Raw genomic sequence first — 18504 nt, forward strand, 5'->3', positions numbered from 1 at the left:
TTCTCTATGAAAATATGGAGCTTCAGCCAACCATGTGATTGGAATTGACCTTGAAATCTATGATAAAATGAAAGATAAACCCATTTGTACGGAGTAAAGGAGCGGCCTATGATATGAGACCCATACAGTTCGTGGCCAAGACGGCCGGCGTGTCCGTTGCGACCGTGTCCCGGGTGCTGAACAACAGCCCCCTCGTCAAGGAATCGACGCGCAAGAAAGTGATGGAAACGATAAAAGCACTGGATTATGAGCCCAATTCCCTCGGCAGGGAATTAAGAAGAGCGGAGACGCGCCGGATTATGGTGCTGACTCCGAGCCTCGTCTTTCCAATTATGGCGGATGTGTATAAGGGCATACAGGATGTAGCTCAGAAGAACGGATATCAGGTGCTGGTCTGCGCCTCCGAGGGTGACCACGATAAGGAAGAAGAACTGCTGCAGATGCTCAAGAAAAAAATCGTCGACGGCGTGATCGTCGTAGTTTCCACCTTGAGCGCGGAGGAGCTGGATCAGCTGGCGAAAGATTACAGCATCGTGCAGTGCTCGGAATATGAGCAGGTGCAGAACGCGTACAGCGTTTCGATCGACAATGAGCAGGCAGCCTTTGAAGCGGTATCCCACCTCCTGTCTTTGGGCCACCGGCGAATTGCCATGGTTAAAGGGGGAAGCGCGAAGAGTTCTTCCACCGCCCGGGAGCAGGGATACCGGCGAGCGCTGGAATCGGCAGGAATCACAGTGCGCCGGGAGTGGATCAGGGAGAGTGACTACGAATACCAAAATGGGTACGACCTTGCCGTCGAATGGCTTCAAGCTGCGGAGCATCCGACCGCCATTTTCTGCTCCAGCGACGCTACAGCCATCGGCTGTGTCAACGGGGCGATATCGCTGGGCAAATCGGTGCCGGATGACGTCGCCGTCGTCGGATTCGACGATACGGTGGAATCGCTGATGAGCCGGCCGCCTATCACGACGGTACGCCAGCCCAAGTATGATCTCGGCCGTGCCGCCATGGAAGCGCTCCTTCAAAGCTTGCGCGGAGAAGCGGGCGAGAACAAGACGATCCTGCTGCCCCATGAAATCGTCATCCGGGAGTCGACGGCAAAGCGGTCCCGCTGACAGGTGAAAAATGGGGGTTGCGCTCTTTAAAGAAATCGCTTACAATATCGCTTAAAGAAACGGTTACCAAGCAGCCGTTTTTTTAAAACCGCAGAAATGTAATGCGTTACATTTCTGGATCCGGATTCGCGCGAATCAAAGGTACCGCTTCTAAAAACCAACCAGTACGGCCAATATCTCTTTTTCATACCTTAAAATGTAACGCATTACATTTTGCCGGAGGAAGGGTGATTTTCCAGATTCACCCGGGGGAAGAAAGCAAACATGTTCATCAGGATAGGAAACCGAGAAACCGCATTGTAAAACACAAAAAGTGGTGATGAGACATGGCTCAAGCGGCGGGAAAGCTTTCCTTAAGCGAAAAAATCAGTTACGGCTTTGGAGACTTGGCGTCCAACTTCGTCTGGGGGATGACGACAAGCTATCTGCTCTATTTTTACACGAATGTGTACGGCCTGGCCGCCACGGCCATCGGCACCTTGTTTCTGATTACAAGAATTCTGGACGCGGTGATCGACCCGGTGATCGGGGTCATGATCGACAAGACCAGCAGCCGGTTCGGCAAGGCGCGGCCGTTCATTCTCTTTTTGACGATCCCGTTCGCCATCTTCAGCGTCTTAACGTTCATTACGCCGGATTGGTCGGAAGGCGGGAAGCTGATTTACGCCTATTTGACCTACCTGATTCTTGGGATCCTGTATTCCGGCGTCAACCTTCCTTACGGCGCACTGATGCCGATGATGACCAAGGATCCGGAGGAGAAAAACCAGCTCAGCAGCTTCCGGATCATGGGGATGGCCATTGGAGCCATCGCGGTATCGGCGCTCACCAACCCGCTGGTGAAATGGATCGGCGGCGGGAACGACCGCTTGGGGTTCCCGGTTACGATGGGCATTTTTACGGTCATCGCCGTCGTGATGTTTTATGTGGTGTTTCTCAAGTGCAAGGAACGGTTCTCGGAGAGCGCCGAGAAAACCAAAGAGTTTAACACGCTCACATCGGCCAAGCATATGTTTGACAATCAGCCTTGGGTGATGATCGCCCTGAACTCCCTCTTCATGTTTCTGCGGATCGGCGTCGTGTTCGGCGTGCTGGTGTATTTCGTACAGTACGTTCTGGGCCAGCCCGAAATGATCCCGCTGTACCTGACGCTCGCGAATGTCGCCAACTTTGCCGGAGGCGCACTCGCCCCGTTTGTACTCAGAAGGGTTGGTAAGCGTAACGGCAGCATCTTGGCCCTGACTGGCGCCGTGCTGCTGTACGGATTGCTGTTTTTCCTGGAAAGCAGTCCGCCATTTCTGTATCTCGTCATTTTCTTTATTGCCAACATTGGCATCGGCATTAACAGTCCGGCCAACTTCTCCATGCTCGCCGATACAGTGGATTACCATGAATGGAAGTTCGGCCACCGGTCCGAAGGCATGCTGTATTCGGCTTACAGCTTCGCCACCAAGTTCGGCATTGCCGTCGGCGGCTCCGTTGTCGCTTATGCGCTTGGTTTCGCCGGATATGATCCCGATGCGGTTACCCCGCAGGCGACCGATATGATCCGGGTCCTGTTCTACCTGGGACCGATCCTGCTCACCATTCTGCAAATCGGTTGTCTGCTGCTGTATAAGCTGGATAAAGAGCATAAGCAGATTGTTCAAGATTTGGACCTGCGCACATCGTCGGTCAAAGCCTAAATTTTATAGAGGAGTGATTCCACATGATTCAAATTCCAGTTGGTCTGCAGCTGTTTTCGGTACGGGAAGCGCTGGCTAAAGATTTCGCCGGGACGCTGCAAAGCATAGCGGATATCGGATACAGAAACATCGAGTTCGCGTTTCATAACATCCGGGAAGACGGCACGTTCGAGGTCGACTACACGGCGGCGGAACTGAAAGCCATGATGGACAAGCTGGGCCTGCAGGTGGTTACGAGCCACGTGGCCTACCATCCGAATCTGGATCTGGATGCGGTCATCCGCTATAACGCGGAGATCGGAAGCAAAGGCATCGTTATGCCGTGCGCCTTTTTCCGTGACCGGGAGGATGCGTTGGAATTGGCCAAATGGCTCAATGCGTCCGGACGCAAGTCCAAAGAAGCCGGCATCCAGTTTTACTTCCATAACCATTTTCATGAGTTTCAGGAGTTTGATGGCCAGACCATTATGGACATTCTGCTGGAGCATACCGATCCGGAGCTGGTTCAGATTGAATTCGACACGTTCTGGGCGCTGCGCGGCGGCGTGGATCCCATTGCTTTTATGGACAAGTACGGCAGCCGGATCGGGCTTCTTCACCAGAAGGACCTTGCCCCGTCGGCCAATCCGGTGAATCTGCTGGAGAAGGTTTCTGGGCATTTAACTGATGAAGTGGTGTTCTCAGCCGCAAACCAGGAGGATTTCACCGAGATCGGCGCAGGCGTCATGGACATTCCGTCGATTCTGAAAAAAGCGGAAGAGCTTGGGACGGTTCAATACATCATCGTGGAACAGGATCAGACCGTAAAAGGCGAGCTGGGCAGCGTTAAGGAAAGCTTCGACAACATCCAGCGGCTGCTGGCACAGTAAGGCAGAACTTCGGATAGACAACCAATCGGGAGGGAACCAGATGACTACTTTGAAAATCGGTATTATCGGTTGCGGCGGGATCGCCAAGGGCAAGCATTTGCCCGCGCTGGCCAAGCAGCGGCACAAGGCGGAAATGACGGCGTTTTGCGACATCGAGCTGGATCGCGCGGAGCTTGCGGCCAAGGAGTATGGAACGGAAGAAGCCAAGGTATATACGGATTACAAGGAGCTGCTCAAGGACCCGTCGATCGACGTGGTGCATGTGCTTACCCCGAACAGCACGCATGCCGTCATTACGGTCGCCGCGCTGGAAGCCGGCAAGCATGTCATGTGCGAAAAACCGATGGCGATGAATACCGCCGAGGCGCAGCAAATGCTGGATGCGGCGAAGCGCACAGGCAAAAAGCTGACAATCGGCTACCAGAACCGGTTCCGTGCGGATTCGAGAGCGCTGTATGCGGCATGTGAACAAGGGGATCTTGGCGAGGTTTATTTTGCAAAGGCGCATGCCATCCGCAGACGCGGCGTTCCGACATGGGGCGTGTTTATGGATATCGAAAAGCAGGGCGGCGGCCCGCTGATCGACATCGGCACGCATGCCTTGGATCTGGCCTTGTGGACGATGGACAATTACAAGCCGAAGCTCGTCGTCGGGTCCGCGTTCCATAAGCTGAAGGATAAGATGGACGGCAACATGTTCGGTCCGTGGAATCCGGAGGAGTTCAAGGTGGAGGATTCGGCCTTTGGCTTCATTAAGATGGAAAATGGAGCGACGATTACGCTGGAAGCTTCGTGGGCGCTGAACATGATCAACGCGAAAGAAGCGCAGGTCACCCTGTGCGGTACCGAGGGCGGGGCCGAAATGTTCGGCGACGCCTGGGATAACAAGGGCACGGTGACTTTTAACCATGCGCGGTATGGGCAGCTGGTCGAAACGAGCACTTCTGTAGGGGGCGGCATCGCCTTTTACGAAGGGGAATCGCTGAACGCCGGCGAGCTGGAGGCGAAGCAGTGGATCGATGCCATTCTGGAAGATCGGGAGCCGCTGGTTAAGCCGGAGCAGGCGCTTGTGGTGACGCAGATTCTCGAGGCCATCTACAAATCGTCGGAAACCGGCAATGCGGTCACGTTGTAATCACCTTTATATATGAAGAGAACTGCCTGTCCCCCGCGATGTGGACAGGCAGTTCTTCGTTTGGGGCAGGGACGTCAGATTAACATGCCTCCGGAAACCTCGATCCGCTGCGCGTTCACCCAGCGGTTGTCTTCGGAGAGGAGGGAAGCAATCATCGGCCCGACGTCATCCGGAAGTCCGGCGCGTCCAAGCGCGGTCATGCCGGCGATCTGCTGATTCAGCTCGGCGTTGTCGCGCACCATGCCGCCGCTGAAGTCGGTCGCGATCGCTCCTGGCGCCACCGTATTGACGGCGATGCGGCGCTCGCCGAGCTCCTTGGCCAGGTACCGGGTAAGCACCTCGACCGCGCCCTTCATCGAGGCATAAGCGGCGCTTCCCGGGATGCTCATGCGCGTCAGCCCCGAGGAGATGTTAACGATGCGCCCGCCATCGTTAATGAGGGGGAGCAGCTTTTGCGTCAGGAAAAAGACGCCTTTGAAGTGGACGTTGTACAGCTGGTCCAGTTCTTCTTCGGTTGTCTGCTCAATGGAGTTGTGATGCGAGGTTCCGGCATTGTTAACCAGGTAATCGAACCGCTTCGCCCCAAGCTCCGCCAAGACTTGGCGGACGTTCTGGGCGAAACCGTCAAAGGAAGAGGTGTCTGCCGTGTTCAGCTGCAGGGCGACAGCCTCTCGCCCCAGATCCCGGACGGACTGGACGACTTGCTGCGCTTCGGCTTCATTGGTGTGATAGGTAAAGATCGAATCGACGCCGCGCTTGGCAAGCTGAAGAATCGTATTGCGGCCCAGACCGCGGCTTCCGCCGGTCACGAGTGCGATTTTTCGATCAGAGGTTTGTACAGTCATTCAAAGGACCTTCTTTCCATTGTTTTTTCCAGCGATCAGGTTTACTAACTAACTGGTTAGTTCATAATATATAACTAACTAACCGGTTTGTCAATGGCTTAAAAATCGTGATATAGTAAATCCTATGCAAAAATACGGGAGGAACCACTATGCGTAACGCCGAAGCGACGAAAGAGAAAATACTGGAGGCGGCCATGGCCGAGTTCTCCGCCTACGGAATTGCCGGCGCCCGGGTGGACCGGATCGCCAAGATGGCGAAGTGCAACAAGAACATGATTTACATTTATTTTGAAAATAAAGAACAGCTTTTCTCGACCGTGCTCGAAATGCATTTGACGAGAGTGTACGAGGAGTTTGCCTTTACTCCGGAAGATCTTCCGGGGTATGCCGCGCGGGTTTTTGATTTTATGATGGCCAATCCCGACCTGATGCGGCTGATGACATGGTTTACGCTGGAGCAGAAGACAGAGCAGCTGGATCAGAGGAAGGAAGCCCATAACCGCAAGATTGCGGAGTTGGCGGAAGCACAGGAGGCCGGGCACATCGGAACGGATTTTTCCCCGGCGTTTCTTCTGACCAGCATCATGGTTCTGGCCACGGCCTGGATGCCGACCAATCCGTTTGGTCCATCGATTGATCCGGCTAGTAGCGGCAAAACCGATGAGCTGCGGGAAGCGATCATGAGGGCGGTCGGACTTTTGGCAGGCGAAACTGCATCTAAAGAAAATCGCTGATCCAGATAAAAAAGGGAACCCTCATTAGATATGTCTGAAAAGGGAGGTTTATGGATGAATATCATGGCAGACTGCGTGCAGGGCTATAAGGAGAGGAAAATATCCTATACATTATTCTCTAAAGCAGAATCCAACTCCAGCGGCTTGGCGATCATTTTTCCGGGACAGGGGTACACCGCACAAGCACCTCTTTTGTACTATTCCATGGGGATTTATCTGAACCAAAACTACGACGTGCTGCAGGTGAACTATCAGTATAACGATCACTTCTACCGGGAATTCAGCTTTGATGAGATGGCCGAAGCGATCCGCATCGATGTCGGCGCCGTAATCGACCGTGTGCTGCAGAACGCATCCTACGACGACTACATTCTGATCGGCAAGTCCATTGGAACGATTGCGCTTGGGTTTGAGGTGCAGCGTGATCTGTTCCGAAAGGCCAAGGTCATCTGGTTTACACCCCTGCTGGGCAGAGATTTCGTCTGGAACGCGATGATGCACAGTAAGCAGAGAAGCCTATGCTTCATCGGCGACAACGACAGCTGCTATATCGAGGAGAGATTTCAGCAGCTTCGGGCAAATCCGAATCTGCTGCTGCGCTTGATCCCCGGCGTGAATCACGGCCTGGAATACGAAACCGATCTTTTTGCGTCGATGGACGTGTTACAACAGGTGATGAAGGAAGTCGAAGCATTTTAGTTCGGTATTTCGTTCAAGCCCGCTCTTGGAGCGGGTTTTTTGTTTGCTTAAAAAAGTAGCTTGCACCTGACGCGGCGTCACCTTTTATAATGGGCCTACCGGTAAAAAATAGGCGCCTAAAAAATTGAGCCTGTAGGAGGACATTGGCATGACGATCGGTAAGAACGAAATTATATCCACACGGGCGTTCGACGCACCGCAGCACCTTGTGTATCAGGCCTGGACGACCCCGGATTTATTGGCCTGCTGGTGGGGGCCACACGGGTTCACGAATACGTTCCATGAAATCGACATCACGCCGGGCGGAGCCTGGAAATTCACGATGCACGGACCGGATGGCCGGGATTATCCAAACGAGAGCGTTTTTGTAGAAATTGTCCCTATGGAGCGGGTTGTCCTGGAACATCTATCCGAGCCCCAGTTCCGCGTTACGGCGACGTTTGAAGAAGAAGAGGGCCGGACTAAAGTTGTTTTTCGCCAGACGTTCAAAAAGAAAAAGCAGTTTGAGCAGATCAAACAAATGTGCATCAACGGCAACGAGGAAAATTTCGACCGGTTCGGCCAACTGCTGGAGGAAATGAAGTCCGGCACCGCGAGTTAAGCGCAGCTTAAGGGGAGCGGGATGTGACAGTCAAGGCAGGTGGCATTCACGATGTTACTGCCGTAATAAAAAAGGCCCAGGGGCATGATCCTCTGGGCCTATGTACGTTGATATCAAATGGCAAATACATGACGTCCGATATTTACGGTACGGGCGCGCGTCCAAATCCACTTGTTCGTTGCCGTTTTCGGGTTATAGTAGTAGAGCGAGTTATGGGTCGGGTCCCATCCGCGCACGGCGTCGATGGCGGCACGGTAGGCGGTCCGGTTCGGCTTCATGCCGTACTGGCCGTCGCTGACGGCGGTGAATGCGTTCTTCTGAAAAACGACGCCTTGAATCGTGTCCGGGAACTCGTCCGACTGAATCCGGTTCATGATGACGGCACCGACGGCTACCTGTCCTTTATAGGACTCGCCGCGGGCTTCTGCGTAAATGATTTTCGCCATGATCTCCATATCGTTTTTGCTTAAGGTGTACTTCCGGAGCTGTCTCCACGTAGCGGGACCGACCGTGCCATCCGCAACGGCGCCGTACTCCCTCTGGAATTCCTTGACGCTGGCTTCCGTGCCGGGGCCGTATTTTCCGTCAAGCGTACCGTCATAGAGACCGAGCACCTGCAGCCGGTACTGTAAATCAGATACTTTGGGATCCTCGCTCCCTAATTTAAGGACGGGAGCTGCTTCGGCATGATCAGCCTTCCACGCGAAGCTTTGAATGACTAAGAGGACGACGAGGATCGAGGTAACTGCCCATTTTTTGGTTGTCATCGAAATCATCTCCTTCACGAGGCATTATAACGGGAGGAGGACGGACAAGGCAAAGCCATAAACTGGAAAATATGTGGTAAAACCTTGGGGCTCTAAGCGAAATTTTGGAAAATCGGCGGGGTTAAAATGATGGTGTGGGTTCGTTTTTTTACACGTTACGCATTTGGAACTAATGAATTCGAAGCCGCGGGATGCTATAATTGAACAAATATGAAAGCGTTTTACTAGGGCGGCAGACAGGATCTTTAGGAGCCTTACATAAGGAGTGCAAGAACGGATGGGGAAACGGAATTGGTTTTACCGCCAGCTTTTTTCATATATGCCGGCTTTTTTAATCGTCATTTCGTTTATTTTTTTCGTCTTCTTTCAAATGCTGGGGGATCAGAGCCGGAAGGAAGCCGTAAAAGCCAATGAGACGCTGATGCTGCAGGCGATGAGCTCCATTGACTCTTCCCTGAAAACGATCGAGCAGATGCTGATGACGGAACTGCTCAACAACCCGGACTTATCCACCTTCTACAAAAGCGGAACCGAAAACGACTACTATCTGAACATTCGGATCGTCAAGTTTATGAATAACTTCAGAAATGCCTATCCCTTGGTGGATTCCATATATCTCGTCCGGTCCAGCGACGGATTTGTTCTGAGCAATGCGACCAGTTCCGGCCTGGAAGACTATCCGGATGCGCCTTTCATCAAGCCGTATATCGAGCAGGTGAAGAAGGATGAGGGCTGGAGCGGCATCCGGGATTTCGAGGAGTTCAGCATCAAAGGGCCGAAGCGGGTCGTGAGCCTTGCGCTGAAAGCGCCTTTCCTGAAGACCGGGCAGGGATTCCTGGTCGTGAACGTAACGGCGGATGGGCTGAGCCAGTTGATCGAAAGTATGTACAGCCGGGATGTCAGCTACATCCATATCATCGACAAATCGGGGGCAGACGTGCTTCCAAACGGTAAATCGGAGCAGGAGCGCAGCATTGTGTCGAGCGCGATTTCGCCCGTGACCGGCTGGGATTACCAAAGCGGACTGATTAACGGAAAATGGGTGGACGTAGCCAGCCAGCTCTATAACGTCTGGTTCATCCTTGGTATCGTCATGATCGCCGCAGGCGGCTTATGGATTGTCTATGCCGCACGAAAAAATTACAAGCCGATCGAAAGGATCGTCACCCAGGTTCAGAAGTTATCCCAGACGAAGGCGGCGGCCCTGATGCAGGGCAGCGGCCAGGACGAGTTTACCTTTTTGCAGTCCGCCATTAACCAGATGCTGGAGCAGTCCAACACCTATCAGCGCCAGTTCCGGGAGGATCTGCACGTCAAGAAGGCGTATTTGTTCCAGCAGCTGGTTGAAGGACAGCATCTTCCGAAATCCGAAGAATGGGAAGCCCTGCGGGACACGATGCAGCTCAACGATCTCGACATGCCGCAGGTCGTGTGCGTCGTAGAAATCGACAAGTTTGCTTCGTTCTGCAGCCAGTTCACCCAAGAGGACCAGTACTTGATGAAGTTCGCCCTGAAGAGCGTCATCCAGGAAACCGCCCAGGAGCACGGGGGGATCGTGTGGACGGAATGGATTTCCGGCGACGGGCTCGGGGTGCTGGTGCAGATCGAAGAGACGGACGATCCCCGCGGCCGGGTCACGGATATGCTGGACCATGCAAGAAAATGGGTGCAGGAGCATTTGAAGCTTACCGTAACGATAGGTGCGGGAGCGGTGGCCCGGTGCCCGGCCGAAATTCCGGAATCTTACGCCCAAGCCCATCAGGCTCTGAAATATAAAATGGTTCTCGGCAGCAACCGGATCATTTTCTATGATTCGCTGGCCAAAGAGGATCAGGGAGCCATGTTCGACTATTTTCAGCTGGTCCACTCGATCGCCCAATCGTTCCGGCTCGGCAAGCCGGACTGGAAGGATAAGTACGGCCAATTGATTCAAGGCATCGGGCAGCATCTGCTGAGCCGCGACCATATCGTCAGCCTGGCGGATTATTTGATCTATTCCATCGGGCGGGAAATGGGCAAAATGACGAAGGAATATCAGGAGCTGTGGGAGGAGACCGGGCACCGTCCCCTGCAGCAGGCGCTGCATGCGTCCGATACCTTTGAGCAGGTGGAAGAGAGCTTCATGAAGACGCTGGAACGGTGTTATGAACAGCTGCTGCAAATTCAGGTCACCCGGAATCATTCGGATACGATCCGCAAGGTCCGCGAAACGATGGAGCGGGAATTCGCCAATCCGGATTTGTCGCTTGATTTTCTCAGTGAACGGTTCGATCTTCCCTCCAAAACGCTCAGCAAATTGTTCAAGGAGGAAACCGGGCAGAAGTTCGTGGACTATTTGATCGAGCTTCGGGTCGGCCGCGCGCGGACACTGCTTGAGAATACGGACCATGCCGTGCAGGAAATCGCCGAAGAGGTCGGATATTTGAATGTCATTTCGTTTGGTCGGATGTTTAAAAAAATCGTGGGCCTGTCGCCGGGGGAATACCGTGAACACATCACCCGGACAGAGCGGGATTCAGCCGCTCTCTGACAGGCCTTGCGCCGGTTCCTCAAGGTGCCGTATCCCGCCGGGACAGATCCCTGCGGGATTTTTTGTGGGTATGGACCAGGCTGGAAAGAAAAAAGTTGTACGGAGAAAAAGGTTTAACCCTTCAGTTTTTTTCGATTGGACCGCCGATTCAGCAGGGACGCGGAAATAAGTTGACCGGGCGAAAGTTGTATATTGAACGCATCCGTGCCGTGCCGATAACATGAAGGCAACTCAAGCGCAAAGGAGAGTCGGCAGGTATGGAAGCAACTCGCAGCAAGGCGGCTTCGCCGCATCCCCCCGGATTAGCCGCCCGCCGGAAAAGGGCGGGGTCACAGGCCGGCCGGAAAATCAGGAAGCACTGGCAGTTTTATTTGCTCGTCTTCTTCCCTCTGCTTTATATCGTCATTTTCAAGTACGTGCCTATGTTCGGCGTCATCATCGCATTTAAGGAGTACAACGTCGTACAGGGCATCCTCGGCAGCCCGTGGGCCGGGCTGAAGTACTTCAAGCAGCTGTTCGATACCCCGTTCTTCTGGCAGTACTTTAAGAACACGCTCGAAATTTCGCTGTACGGCATGGCCATCGGATTTCCGGCGCCGATCATTCTGGCGCTGGCGCTGAACGAAATTCGCAACGGCTTGTTCAAGAAATCGGTTCAAATGATTACCTATGCGCCTTACTTCATATCGACGGTCGTGATCGTCTCGATTCTGATCGTCAACTTATCGCCGAATGTCGGGCTCCTCAGCAACATCTTCAGGTCGCTCGGGATGGAGCCGATCGATTTTATGGGCAAGGCGGGGTACTTCAAAACGATTTACGTCCTCTCGGATGTGTGGCAGTTCACCGGCTACGGGGCCATCATTTATATCGCGGCGCTGTCCGGGGTCAATCCCGATTTATACGAGGCTGCCAAGGTAGACGGAGCTTCCCGGTTTCAGAAAATTGTCCATATCGACCTTCCCAGCCTCGTTCCGGTTATCGTCATTATGCTGATTCTGAACCTGGGTCAGATCATGGGACTGGGCTTCGAGAAGATCTACTTAATGCAAAATCCGCTGAACCTGAACACGTCGGAGGTCATTTCGACTTACGTATACAAGATCGGCTTGCTGGGCGCCAATTTCAGCTTCTCGGCCGCGATCGGGCTGTTCAACTCGGTCATTAACTTTGTGCTGCTGATCCTTGTCAATTTCATCGCCAAAAAGATCTCGTCCAACAGTTTATGGTAGGAGGTGCGAAAAGCGTGCAATCAACGAAAATACGCGAAGCGGTAGCGGACCGGCTGTTTCTGGGCATCGTCTACCTGTTTTTATCGCTGGTGCTGATTGTCATTTTATTTCCATTGCTGCATGTGCTGAGCGCATCTTTCAGCTCACCGGCGGCGGTGACGTCCGGGAAGGTGTGGCTCTGGCCCGTGAATTTCAGCCTGGTCGGCTACAAGGCGGTATTCCAAAATTCTGATATTTTGATCGGATTCGGCAATTCGCTCTTTTATTCGGTCGTGGGTACGCTCATTAACGTTTCGTTCACGGTGATGCTGGCCTATCCGCTGGCCCGCAAAACGTTTTACGGCCGCGGGCTGATTATGGTGCTGATCGTGTTTACGATGTTTTTCGACGGCGGGCTGATTCCGAACTATCTGCTCGTCAAATCCTTGGGTATGGTCAATACGAGATGGGCTATGATCATCCCCGGCGCGCTGGCCGTATTTCAGGTCATTATCGCCAGGACGTTCTTCCAGTCGCTTCCCGACGAGCTGGCCGAGGCCGCTGAAATGGACGGGTGCAGCGACATGAGATTTTTTCTGCAGGTCGTACTGCCGTTATCCAAGCCCATCCTTGCGGTATTGTTCCTGATGTATGCCATCGGGCATTGGAACGCTTACTTTAATGCACTCATTTACCTGAAAGACAACAGCATGTTCCCTCTGCAAATCTTCCTGCGGAACATTCTCATCCTGAACTCGGAAAATTCCGACATGATGACCAATGTGAACAGCCTGCTCGTGCAGCAGGGGCTGAAGGATTTGCTGAAATATTCGCTTATCGTCGTCTCCAGCGCGCCGGTGCTGATCATTTATCCGTTTGTCCAGAAGCATTTTGTTAAAGGAGTCATGATCGGATCGCTGAAGGGATGAAGGCGGTGAACGGAATTTCGTAAGGGGGGTGTGACCGGGTTAACGCTGCAGGATGTTTTGAAGTGGTCATTTGTAAGGGGGCATGGATATGAGCCATTCAACCAAAGGAGGAGTTTCTTTGAAAAAACGGGCATTTATCGGCTTAAGTGTGTTGTTGGTATTATCCCTTCTGCTGTCGGCATGCGGAGGCTCCAAGCAGGAGCAGAATGACGCAGGGGCTGCCGCCTCGGATCCCAGTAAACCGGTGGAGCTGTCGGTATTCGCTCCGCAGCAGGCGGGGATCGAAAACATGGACGTCAACAAGTTCTCCAAGTACATCGAGGACAAGCTCGGCATCAAGTTTAATTGGAGCACGGTGCCGGACGCCGGCTTCAGCGACAAAAAGCTGCTGCTTCTGGCGAGCGGCGACTACCCGGCCGTCATTATGAACGCGGGGATATCCAAAGCGGACCAGATCAAATACGGCCAGCAGGGAGCCTTCATCCCGCTGAACGATCTGATCGACCAGTACGCCCCCAACATTAAAAAGGCGATGGAAGACGTGTCTTACCTGAAGCAGGGCATGGTCGCCCCGGACGGCAAAATTTACGCGCTGCCGAAGCTGAACGAATGTCTGCACTGCACCTATGGGCAGCGGATGTGGATCAATACTTCCTGGCTGGAGAAGCTGGGCCTGTCGATGCCGACGACGACCGATGAGTTTTACAACGTACTAAAAGCCTTTAAGGAGAAAGACCCGAACGGCAACGGCAAAGCCGACGAGATTCCGTTCACCACCTCGTCCGATGGCGTGTGGGGAGGCGGCGTGGATTCGTTCCTGATGAACGCTTTTATTTATGACAACACCTCGGATTACTTAAGCATCAAAGACGGCCAGGTCATCTATTCACCGGCGCAGCCCGAATGGAAGGAAGGCCTGAAGTATTTACGGAAGCTGTTTGCCGAAGGCTTGATGGATAAAGCCGTTTTTACGCAGAACAACGATGCTGTGAAGCAGCTGGCCAACAAGCCGGACGCCGCCGTGGGCACCGTAGGTTACGCTCTGCTTAGCAGTGCCTTCAGCGTGGACGACTCGAACCCGAGACATAAGGATTACGACGTCGTTCCGCCGCTGAAAGGACCAAATGGAGTCCAGCTGACAGGCTACAGCATTGGCGCGGGCGACGGATCGTTTGTGATCACGAACAAGGCGACGAAAGAGGAGCAGGTCGCTGCCATCAAACTGGCGGATTATCTCTGGTCCGAAGAGGGAACGGTCATGACCTCATGGGGCTTTGAAGGTGAAGGCTGGAAAAAAGCCGACAGCGGCAAGCTGGATTACAACGGCAAACCGGCGAAGTATGAAGTGGTTCCGAAGGCTCCGTCCGCGAACGGGGAAACGACGCTGGACAATTTCTGGTGGCAGCTCGGTACGATGCAAATGCTTAACTCCATCCGCGAATCCTTTGCCGCCCCAAGTGATCCGCTGGGCAACGGTGCCTATGAATACCGCTTATGGCTGGCCGCCAAAAAATACGAGCCTTTCGCCAAGCCGGAAGTCGTCTATCCTGCGGATACGTTCATTGATCCGGCGGACGCCATGACGGTTGCGCAAATGCAGAAGTCGCTGACCGATTATGTGAAATCGAGCCTGGCGCAGTTCGTGACGGGCAACAAAGACATCGACAAGGATTGGGACAGCTACATCGCCGGCTTCAAGGGATTGCAGCTGGATCAATACTTGGCGATCTACCAAAAAGCGTTAAAGAAATAAGGGAGAGCAGCCGGATATCTGAGGTGTAAAGCAGGTATCCGGCTTTTACAAGGAGAACAACAAGGTATGCATACCTGTAATCAAAACCAGGATGGAGGGCATTTCATGATGGTAACGACCGAAAGGATCCGCTACGCCGCACAGGTTCAGCCGACCGAACGGCAGCTGGCCGTGCAGGAGATGGAGTTCTACGCGTTCATTCATTTTACGGTCAATACGTTTACGGACCGGGAGTGGGGGGACGGGAAGGAGGATCCGGGTATCTTTAATCCGGTGGAGCTGGATGCCGGCCAATGGGTGGCGGCAATCAAGTCAGCCGGGATGAAGGGGCTGATTCTGACGTGCAAGCACCACGACGGTTTCTGCCTCTGGCCGAGCCGGTATACGGAGCACTCGGTCAAGAACAGCCCGTGGAAGGACGGGCAGGGCGATGTGGTCCGGGAAGTGTCGGAGGCGTGCCGGAGGGAAGGGATCCGCTTTGGCATTTACCTGTCCCCCTGGGACCGGCATGAGCCTACATACGGCGATTCGCCGGCGTATAACGAATATTTTACCAATCAGCTGAGGGAGCTGCTGACCGGTTACGGCGACGTGTTCTGCGTCTGGTTCGACGGCGCCTGCGGCGAAGGGCCGAACGGCAAGCGCCAGGTGTACGACTGGGACGCTTACTACGCGCTGATCCGCGAGCTGCAGCCGGATGCGGCGATTTCGGTCTGCGGTCCGGACATCCGCTGGTGCGGCAACGAAGCCGGCCACTGCCGGGAATCGGAGTGGAGCGTCGTGCCTGCGTCGCTGCGGGATAACGAGAAGATCCAGGCGAAATCGCAGCAGGAGGACGATCCGGCGTTTGCCCGGAGCTACCGGTCGGAGGACGAGGACCTGGGCAGCCGGGCGGTCATCGAGCACGAGCAGGATCTGGTCTGGTACCCGGCGGAGGTCAACACGTCGATCCGTCCGGGCTGGTTCTACCACGCCTCCGAAGATGACAAGGTCAAATCGCTGGATGAGCTGATGAACGTATATTATGGATCGGTCGGCGGCAATGCGACGTTCCTTCTTAACCTTCCGCCGGACCGGCGCGGCCTCATTCATGAGCGGGACGTCCTGCGCCTGCAGGAGCTGGGGGACCGGATCCGCAGCACGTTTGGCACCGACTTGGCTGCAGGGGCCGCGGTGGAGGCATCCGTCCAGGCAGAAGACCATCAAGCAGACCATGTTCTTGACGGACAACCGGACACGTACTGGGCGCCGCCCGAAGGCACGGAGCAGGCTTCGCTCACGCTGGATCTGCAGAGGGAGACCGCCTTTGACCACATCGTGCTGCAGGAATACCGGTACAGCCAGCGGGTCGAGCGCTTTGAACTCGAGTATCTGGATGGGGACACGTGGAAAACAGCTTATGCGGGTACGGTTATCGGCCACAAGCGGATCTGCCGTTTTCCCGCCGTCAAGAGCCGTTATATCCGGCTTCAAATCCGGGAGTCCCGGTGGTGTCCGCAGATTTCCTCCATTCGGATTTATCTGCAGCCATAGAGCGGAACAATTATAGTTTCTTTTCAATCGTATACTATGAACTGATTAAACTCCTCGCTGAGGCGGCCCGTATAGGGTCTGTCCATCGGGGAGTTTTTTTGCGGTTATCCGACATTCCCGCCTCAGTATAATGTTAATGAACTTCGAACCAACAATTTCAAATCATGGAAGGTGGGATATTCGTATTGGATAGATCTTCACTGTACACCGATCTCGTAACGTACCCTTCCGGATGGAAAATGGGCACGCATGTGCATCCCCATTTCGAAATCTGCGTGGTCACTTTCGGACGAGGTGTGTTCTATGCTGAAGACCAGGTTTTTTCGATTCAGGAGGGGGACGTCATCCTGATCACCCCCGGCGTACCCCACGACTACAGCTCCGTTACACCGATCCGCTTCGCCGTCCTGCAGGTTGACCATTTGTCGCATGAGCTCGAACGGTTATTTTTTCAAATGACAAATGAAGAATCGCTGCACCTGTTTCCCCTGGCCCATTATGCATTGGAGCGCTTTGAGAAGTTGTTCAGCGTGTGGCTCCACATGACGTCCGTCCGCCCGAATCAGCTGTTTAACCGGTTGTTAAAAACATGGGTCGAGTTATTTATGCTGTTTTTATTGGACCGCATCGAACAACAGGATTCCAGAATTACCTTGGACGCCATTGCCGAGTATATCCGCACCAACCTGGACAAAGAAATGAGGGTGACCGATCTGGCGCGGATGATCCGCATGTCGGAGAGCGGGCTGCGCTCCTGTTTCAAAAAGACTTACGGTCTCTCACCCAAGCAATATCTGCAGCAGTACCGGATGTCCGAGGCCAAAATGCTGCTTACCTTCTCCGACAAGACGGTTCAGCAAATCGCGAGCGGGGTCGGATTCCCCAATATTCATGCATTCTCCGCCTGGTTTCAAAAACAGACGGGGATGTCTCCCACCGCCTGGAGGAAAGAGCAGCGAAGAAGGGGCGGGTGAGAAGTCGAAGGCTGTCTTCGGAAAATGTTCAGCGATAATCGTAAAACTTGTGAAGTTTTTTATAAATACAGCGAAGGCGTCCCTTTATAAAATAGGCTTGCACGTTTAAGAAAACGCTGTCAAAGGAGGGGGGATCTGCTAAATCCGCAAAAATCGGCTAGGAGGTGTCTGCTTGTCCCGTTCAAGTGCAGAGGTTGGGCCGTCTGTTCAGGCCCGTTCGTCCAAGGGAACCATGAGCAAAATCGCAAAAGTGAATCTTCGGAACGGTCTGCTGTTCGTTTTACCCTGGCTGGCAGGGTTTGCCGCCTTTTCACTGCTGCCGTTTCTGCTATCCCTGTACTACAGCTTTACGACCTACGATGTGGTCAGTTCGCCCGTATGGGTAGGGTTGGATAATTTTGTGCAGTTATTCAAAGACCCGTTATTCTGGAAATCGATTACCAACACGATGTACTATACGTTATTTTCGGTTCCGCTCAGCATCGTCTTCGGCGTGGCGCTGGCGCTGCTGCTGAACATGAAGGTCAAAGGAATGGCTTTGTACCGGACGATTTTTTACCTGCCCAGCATCGTTCCAGTTGTGGCCTCTTCCGTACTGTGGCTGTGGCTGTTCGACCCGCAGTTCGGACTCATCAACGGTCTGCTGGATGCCATCGGCGTTGCGGGTCCCGGGTGGCTGGTCGACCCGGCATGGTCGAAACCTGCCCTGATCGTGATGGGGCTGTGGGGCGTCGGCGGCGCGATGATCATCTACCTCGCAGGGCTGCAGGATATTCCGCAGGAAATGTACGAGTCGGCGCAGATCGACGGGGCGGTATGGTGGCAAAAAATCGTCTATATTACGCTGCCGATGCTGAGTCCGGTCATTTTCTTCAATTTAATTATGGGCCTGATCGGTTCCTTTCAGTATTTTACGCAGGCCTACATTATTACGTCCGGCGGACCCAACGATTCTACGCTGTTCTATTCGCTGTATCTGTACAAGAACGCCTTTTCTTACTTCCATATGGGGTATGCCTCGGCTATGGCATGGATTTTGTTCCTGCTGATTATGGCCGTCACGCTGCTGGTATTTAAGAGCTCGGCACGCTGGGTTTTCTATGGCGGGGAAAGGTAAAACGATA

16 protein-coding genes are annotated in these 18504 nt (G+C 53.7%); 14 read left to right on the forward strand and 2 right to left on the reverse strand.

Translation table 11 applies throughout. The features are described 5' to 3' along the window. Window positions 1–113 precede the first annotated feature (113 nt). The 4 genes from ABIE48_RS07260 (at window position 114) to ABIE48_RS07275 (ending at window position 4804) form a co-directional block, all read left to right on the forward strand. Window positions 114–1115: a LacI family DNA-binding transcriptional regulator gene (locus ABIE48_RS07260; protein ID WP_145022579.1), complete on the forward strand. Its 1002-nt coding sequence runs from the start codon at window positions 114–116 to the stop codon at window positions 1113–1115. A gap of 326 nt (window positions 1116–1441) precedes the next feature. Further along, on the forward strand, window positions 1442–2800 hold the full coding sequence (locus ABIE48_RS07265) for an MFS transporter (protein ID WP_192714924.1): 1359 nt from the start codon (window positions 1442–1444) through the stop codon (window positions 2798–2800). Between the two features lie 23 nt (window positions 2801–2823). Further along, window positions 2824–3669 carry a sugar phosphate isomerase/epimerase family protein gene (locus ABIE48_RS07270; RefSeq protein ID WP_192714923.1) on the forward strand — a complete coding sequence of 282 codons (846 nt, stop codon included), beginning with the start codon at window positions 2824–2826 and terminating at the stop codon, window positions 3667–3669. Window positions 3670–3709: 40 nt separating this feature from the next. Beyond that, window positions 3710–4804 carry a Gfo/Idh/MocA family protein gene (locus tag ABIE48_RS07275; RefSeq protein WP_145022570.1) on the forward strand — a complete coding sequence of 365 codons (1095 nt, stop codon included), beginning with the start codon at window positions 3710–3712 and terminating at the stop codon, window positions 4802–4804. A gap of 74 nt (window positions 4805–4878) precedes the next feature. Here the strand turns inward: ABIE48_RS07275 and ABIE48_RS07280 are convergent, their stop codons facing one another. Next, entirely contained in the window at window positions 4879–5649 is a 771-nt protein-coding gene (locus ABIE48_RS07280) for an SDR family NAD(P)-dependent oxidoreductase (protein WP_145022567.1), read from the reverse strand. A 149-nt stretch (window positions 5650–5798) separates the two neighbouring features. Between ABIE48_RS07280 and ABIE48_RS07285 the strand changes: the two genes are divergently transcribed. The 3 genes from ABIE48_RS07285 to ABIE48_RS07295 all read left to right on the forward strand — a co-directional run bounded on the left by ABIE48_RS07285 (window position 5799) and on the right by ABIE48_RS07295 (window position 7683). Continuing rightward, complete coding sequence (locus tag ABIE48_RS07285; protein ID WP_145022563.1) at window positions 5799–6383, forward strand: TetR/AcrR family transcriptional regulator; 585 nt, start codon at window positions 5799–5801, stop codon at window positions 6381–6383. A gap of 54 nt (window positions 6384–6437) precedes the next feature. Continuing rightward, window positions 6438–7082: an alpha/beta hydrolase gene (locus ABIE48_RS07290; RefSeq protein WP_145022560.1), complete on the forward strand. Its 645-nt coding sequence runs from the start codon at window positions 6438–6440 to the stop codon at window positions 7080–7082. A 148-nt stretch (window positions 7083–7230) separates the two neighbouring features. Further along, on the forward strand, window positions 7231–7683 hold the full coding sequence (locus ABIE48_RS07295) for an SRPBCC family protein (protein ID WP_145022557.1): 453 nt from the start codon (window positions 7231–7233) through the stop codon (window positions 7681–7683). A gap of 113 nt (window positions 7684–7796) precedes the next feature. On the opposite strand, the gene ABIE48_RS07300 is transcribed toward ABIE48_RS07295, so the two are convergent. After that, window positions 7797–8450, reverse strand: a complete 654-nt coding sequence (locus ABIE48_RS07300; RefSeq protein ID WP_244879207.1) for a cell wall hydrolase — start codon at window positions 8448–8450, stop codon at window positions 7797–7799. 277 nt (window positions 8451–8727) lie between these two features. Here ABIE48_RS07300 and ABIE48_RS07305 point away from each other — a divergent pair, with 277 nt between their 5' ends. From ABIE48_RS07305 to ABIE48_RS07335, 7 genes are all read left to right on the forward strand, one after another. Further along, entirely contained in the window at window positions 8728–10980 is a 2253-nt protein-coding gene (locus ABIE48_RS07305) for a helix-turn-helix domain-containing protein (protein ID WP_145022551.1), read from the forward strand. Between the two features lie 257 nt (window positions 10981–11237). Beyond that, the gene (locus ABIE48_RS07310; RefSeq protein WP_192714922.1) at window positions 11238–12212 is read left to right on the forward strand and encodes an ABC transporter permease; all 975 of its coding nucleotides are present in this window, start codon (window positions 11238–11240) and stop codon (window positions 12210–12212) included. After that, window positions 12206–13120: a carbohydrate ABC transporter permease gene (locus tag ABIE48_RS07315; RefSeq protein WP_285854925.1), complete on the forward strand. Its 915-nt coding sequence runs from the start codon at window positions 12206–12208 to the stop codon at window positions 13118–13120. Before ABIE48_RS07310 ends, ABIE48_RS07315 begins: the two co-directional genes overlap by 7 nt. An 88-nt stretch (window positions 13121–13208) precedes the next feature. Beyond that, window positions 13209–14873, forward strand: a complete 1665-nt coding sequence (locus ABIE48_RS07320; RefSeq protein WP_373309531.1) for an ABC transporter substrate-binding protein — start codon at window positions 13209–13211, stop codon at window positions 14871–14873. Window positions 14874–14978: 105 nt separating this feature from the next. Then, a complete protein-coding gene (locus tag ABIE48_RS07325) occupies window positions 14979–16406 on the forward strand; it encodes an alpha-L-fucosidase (RefSeq protein ID WP_192714921.1) in 1428 nt (475 codons plus the stop codon). Window positions 16407–16591: 185 nt separating this feature from the next. After that, window positions 16592–17380 (forward strand): helix-turn-helix domain-containing protein, encoded by a 789-nt coding sequence (locus tag ABIE48_RS07330; RefSeq protein ID WP_076168852.1) that lies wholly within the window; start codon window positions 16592–16594, stop codon window positions 17378–17380. Window positions 17381–17552: 172 nt separating this feature from the next. Continuing rightward, window positions 17553–18497, forward strand: a complete 945-nt coding sequence (locus tag ABIE48_RS07335) for a carbohydrate ABC transporter permease (RefSeq protein WP_354518618.1) — start codon at window positions 17553–17555, stop codon at window positions 18495–18497. Window positions 18498–18504: the final 7 nt, after the last annotated feature.

Origin of the sequence: Paenibacillus sp. OAE614 (genome assembly GCF_040546645.1) — a bacterium.
In the GTDB taxonomy this organism is placed as follows: domain Bacteria; phylum Bacillota; class Bacilli; order Paenibacillales; family Paenibacillaceae; genus Paenibacillus_AQ; species Paenibacillus_AQ favisporus.

Bases quoted from the DNA above. Each gene is read 5' to 3' on its own strand.
- ABIE48_RS07260 (WP_145022579.1), top strand. From the start codon at position 114: ATGAGACCCATACAGTTCGTGGCCAAGACGGCCGGCGTGTCCGTTGCG.
- ABIE48_RS07265 (WP_192714924.1), top strand. From the start codon at position 1,442: ATGGCTCAAGCGGCGGGAAAGCTTTCCTTAAGCGAAAAAATCAGTTAC.
- ABIE48_RS07270 (WP_192714923.1), top strand. From the start codon at position 2,824: ATGATTCAAATTCCAGTTGGTCTGCAGCTGTTTTCGGTACGGGAAGCG.
- ABIE48_RS07275 (WP_145022570.1), top strand. From the start codon at position 3,710: ATGACTACTTTGAAAATCGGTATTATCGGTTGCGGCGGGATCGCCAAG.
- ABIE48_RS07280 (WP_145022567.1), bottom strand. From the start codon at position 5,649: ATGACTGTACAAACCTCTGATCGAAAAATCGCACTCGTGACCGGCGGA.
- ABIE48_RS07285 (WP_145022563.1), top strand. From the start codon at position 5,799: ATGCGTAACGCCGAAGCGACGAAAGAGAAAATACTGGAGGCGGCCATG.
- ABIE48_RS07290 (WP_145022560.1), top strand. From the start codon at position 6,438: ATGAATATCATGGCAGACTGCGTGCAGGGCTATAAGGAGAGGAAAATA.
- ABIE48_RS07295 (WP_145022557.1), top strand. From the start codon at position 7,231: ATGACGATCGGTAAGAACGAAATTATATCCACACGGGCGTTCGACGCA.
- ABIE48_RS07300 (WP_244879207.1), bottom strand. From the start codon at position 8,450: ATGACAACCAAAAAATGGGCAGTTACCTCGATCCTCGTCGTCCTCTTA.
- ABIE48_RS07305 (WP_145022551.1), top strand. From the start codon at position 8,728: ATGGGGAAACGGAATTGGTTTTACCGCCAGCTTTTTTCATATATGCCG.
- ABIE48_RS07310 (WP_192714922.1), top strand. From the start codon at position 11,238: ATGGAAGCAACTCGCAGCAAGGCGGCTTCGCCGCATCCCCCCGGATTA.
- ABIE48_RS07315 (WP_285854925.1), top strand. From the start codon at position 12,206: ATGGTAGGAGGTGCGAAAAGCGTGCAATCAACGAAAATACGCGAAGCG.
- ABIE48_RS07320 (WP_373309531.1), top strand. From the start codon at position 13,209: ATGAGCCATTCAACCAAAGGAGGAGTTTCTTTGAAAAAACGGGCATTT.
- ABIE48_RS07325 (WP_192714921.1), top strand. From the start codon at position 14,979: ATGATGGTAACGACCGAAAGGATCCGCTACGCCGCACAGGTTCAGCCG.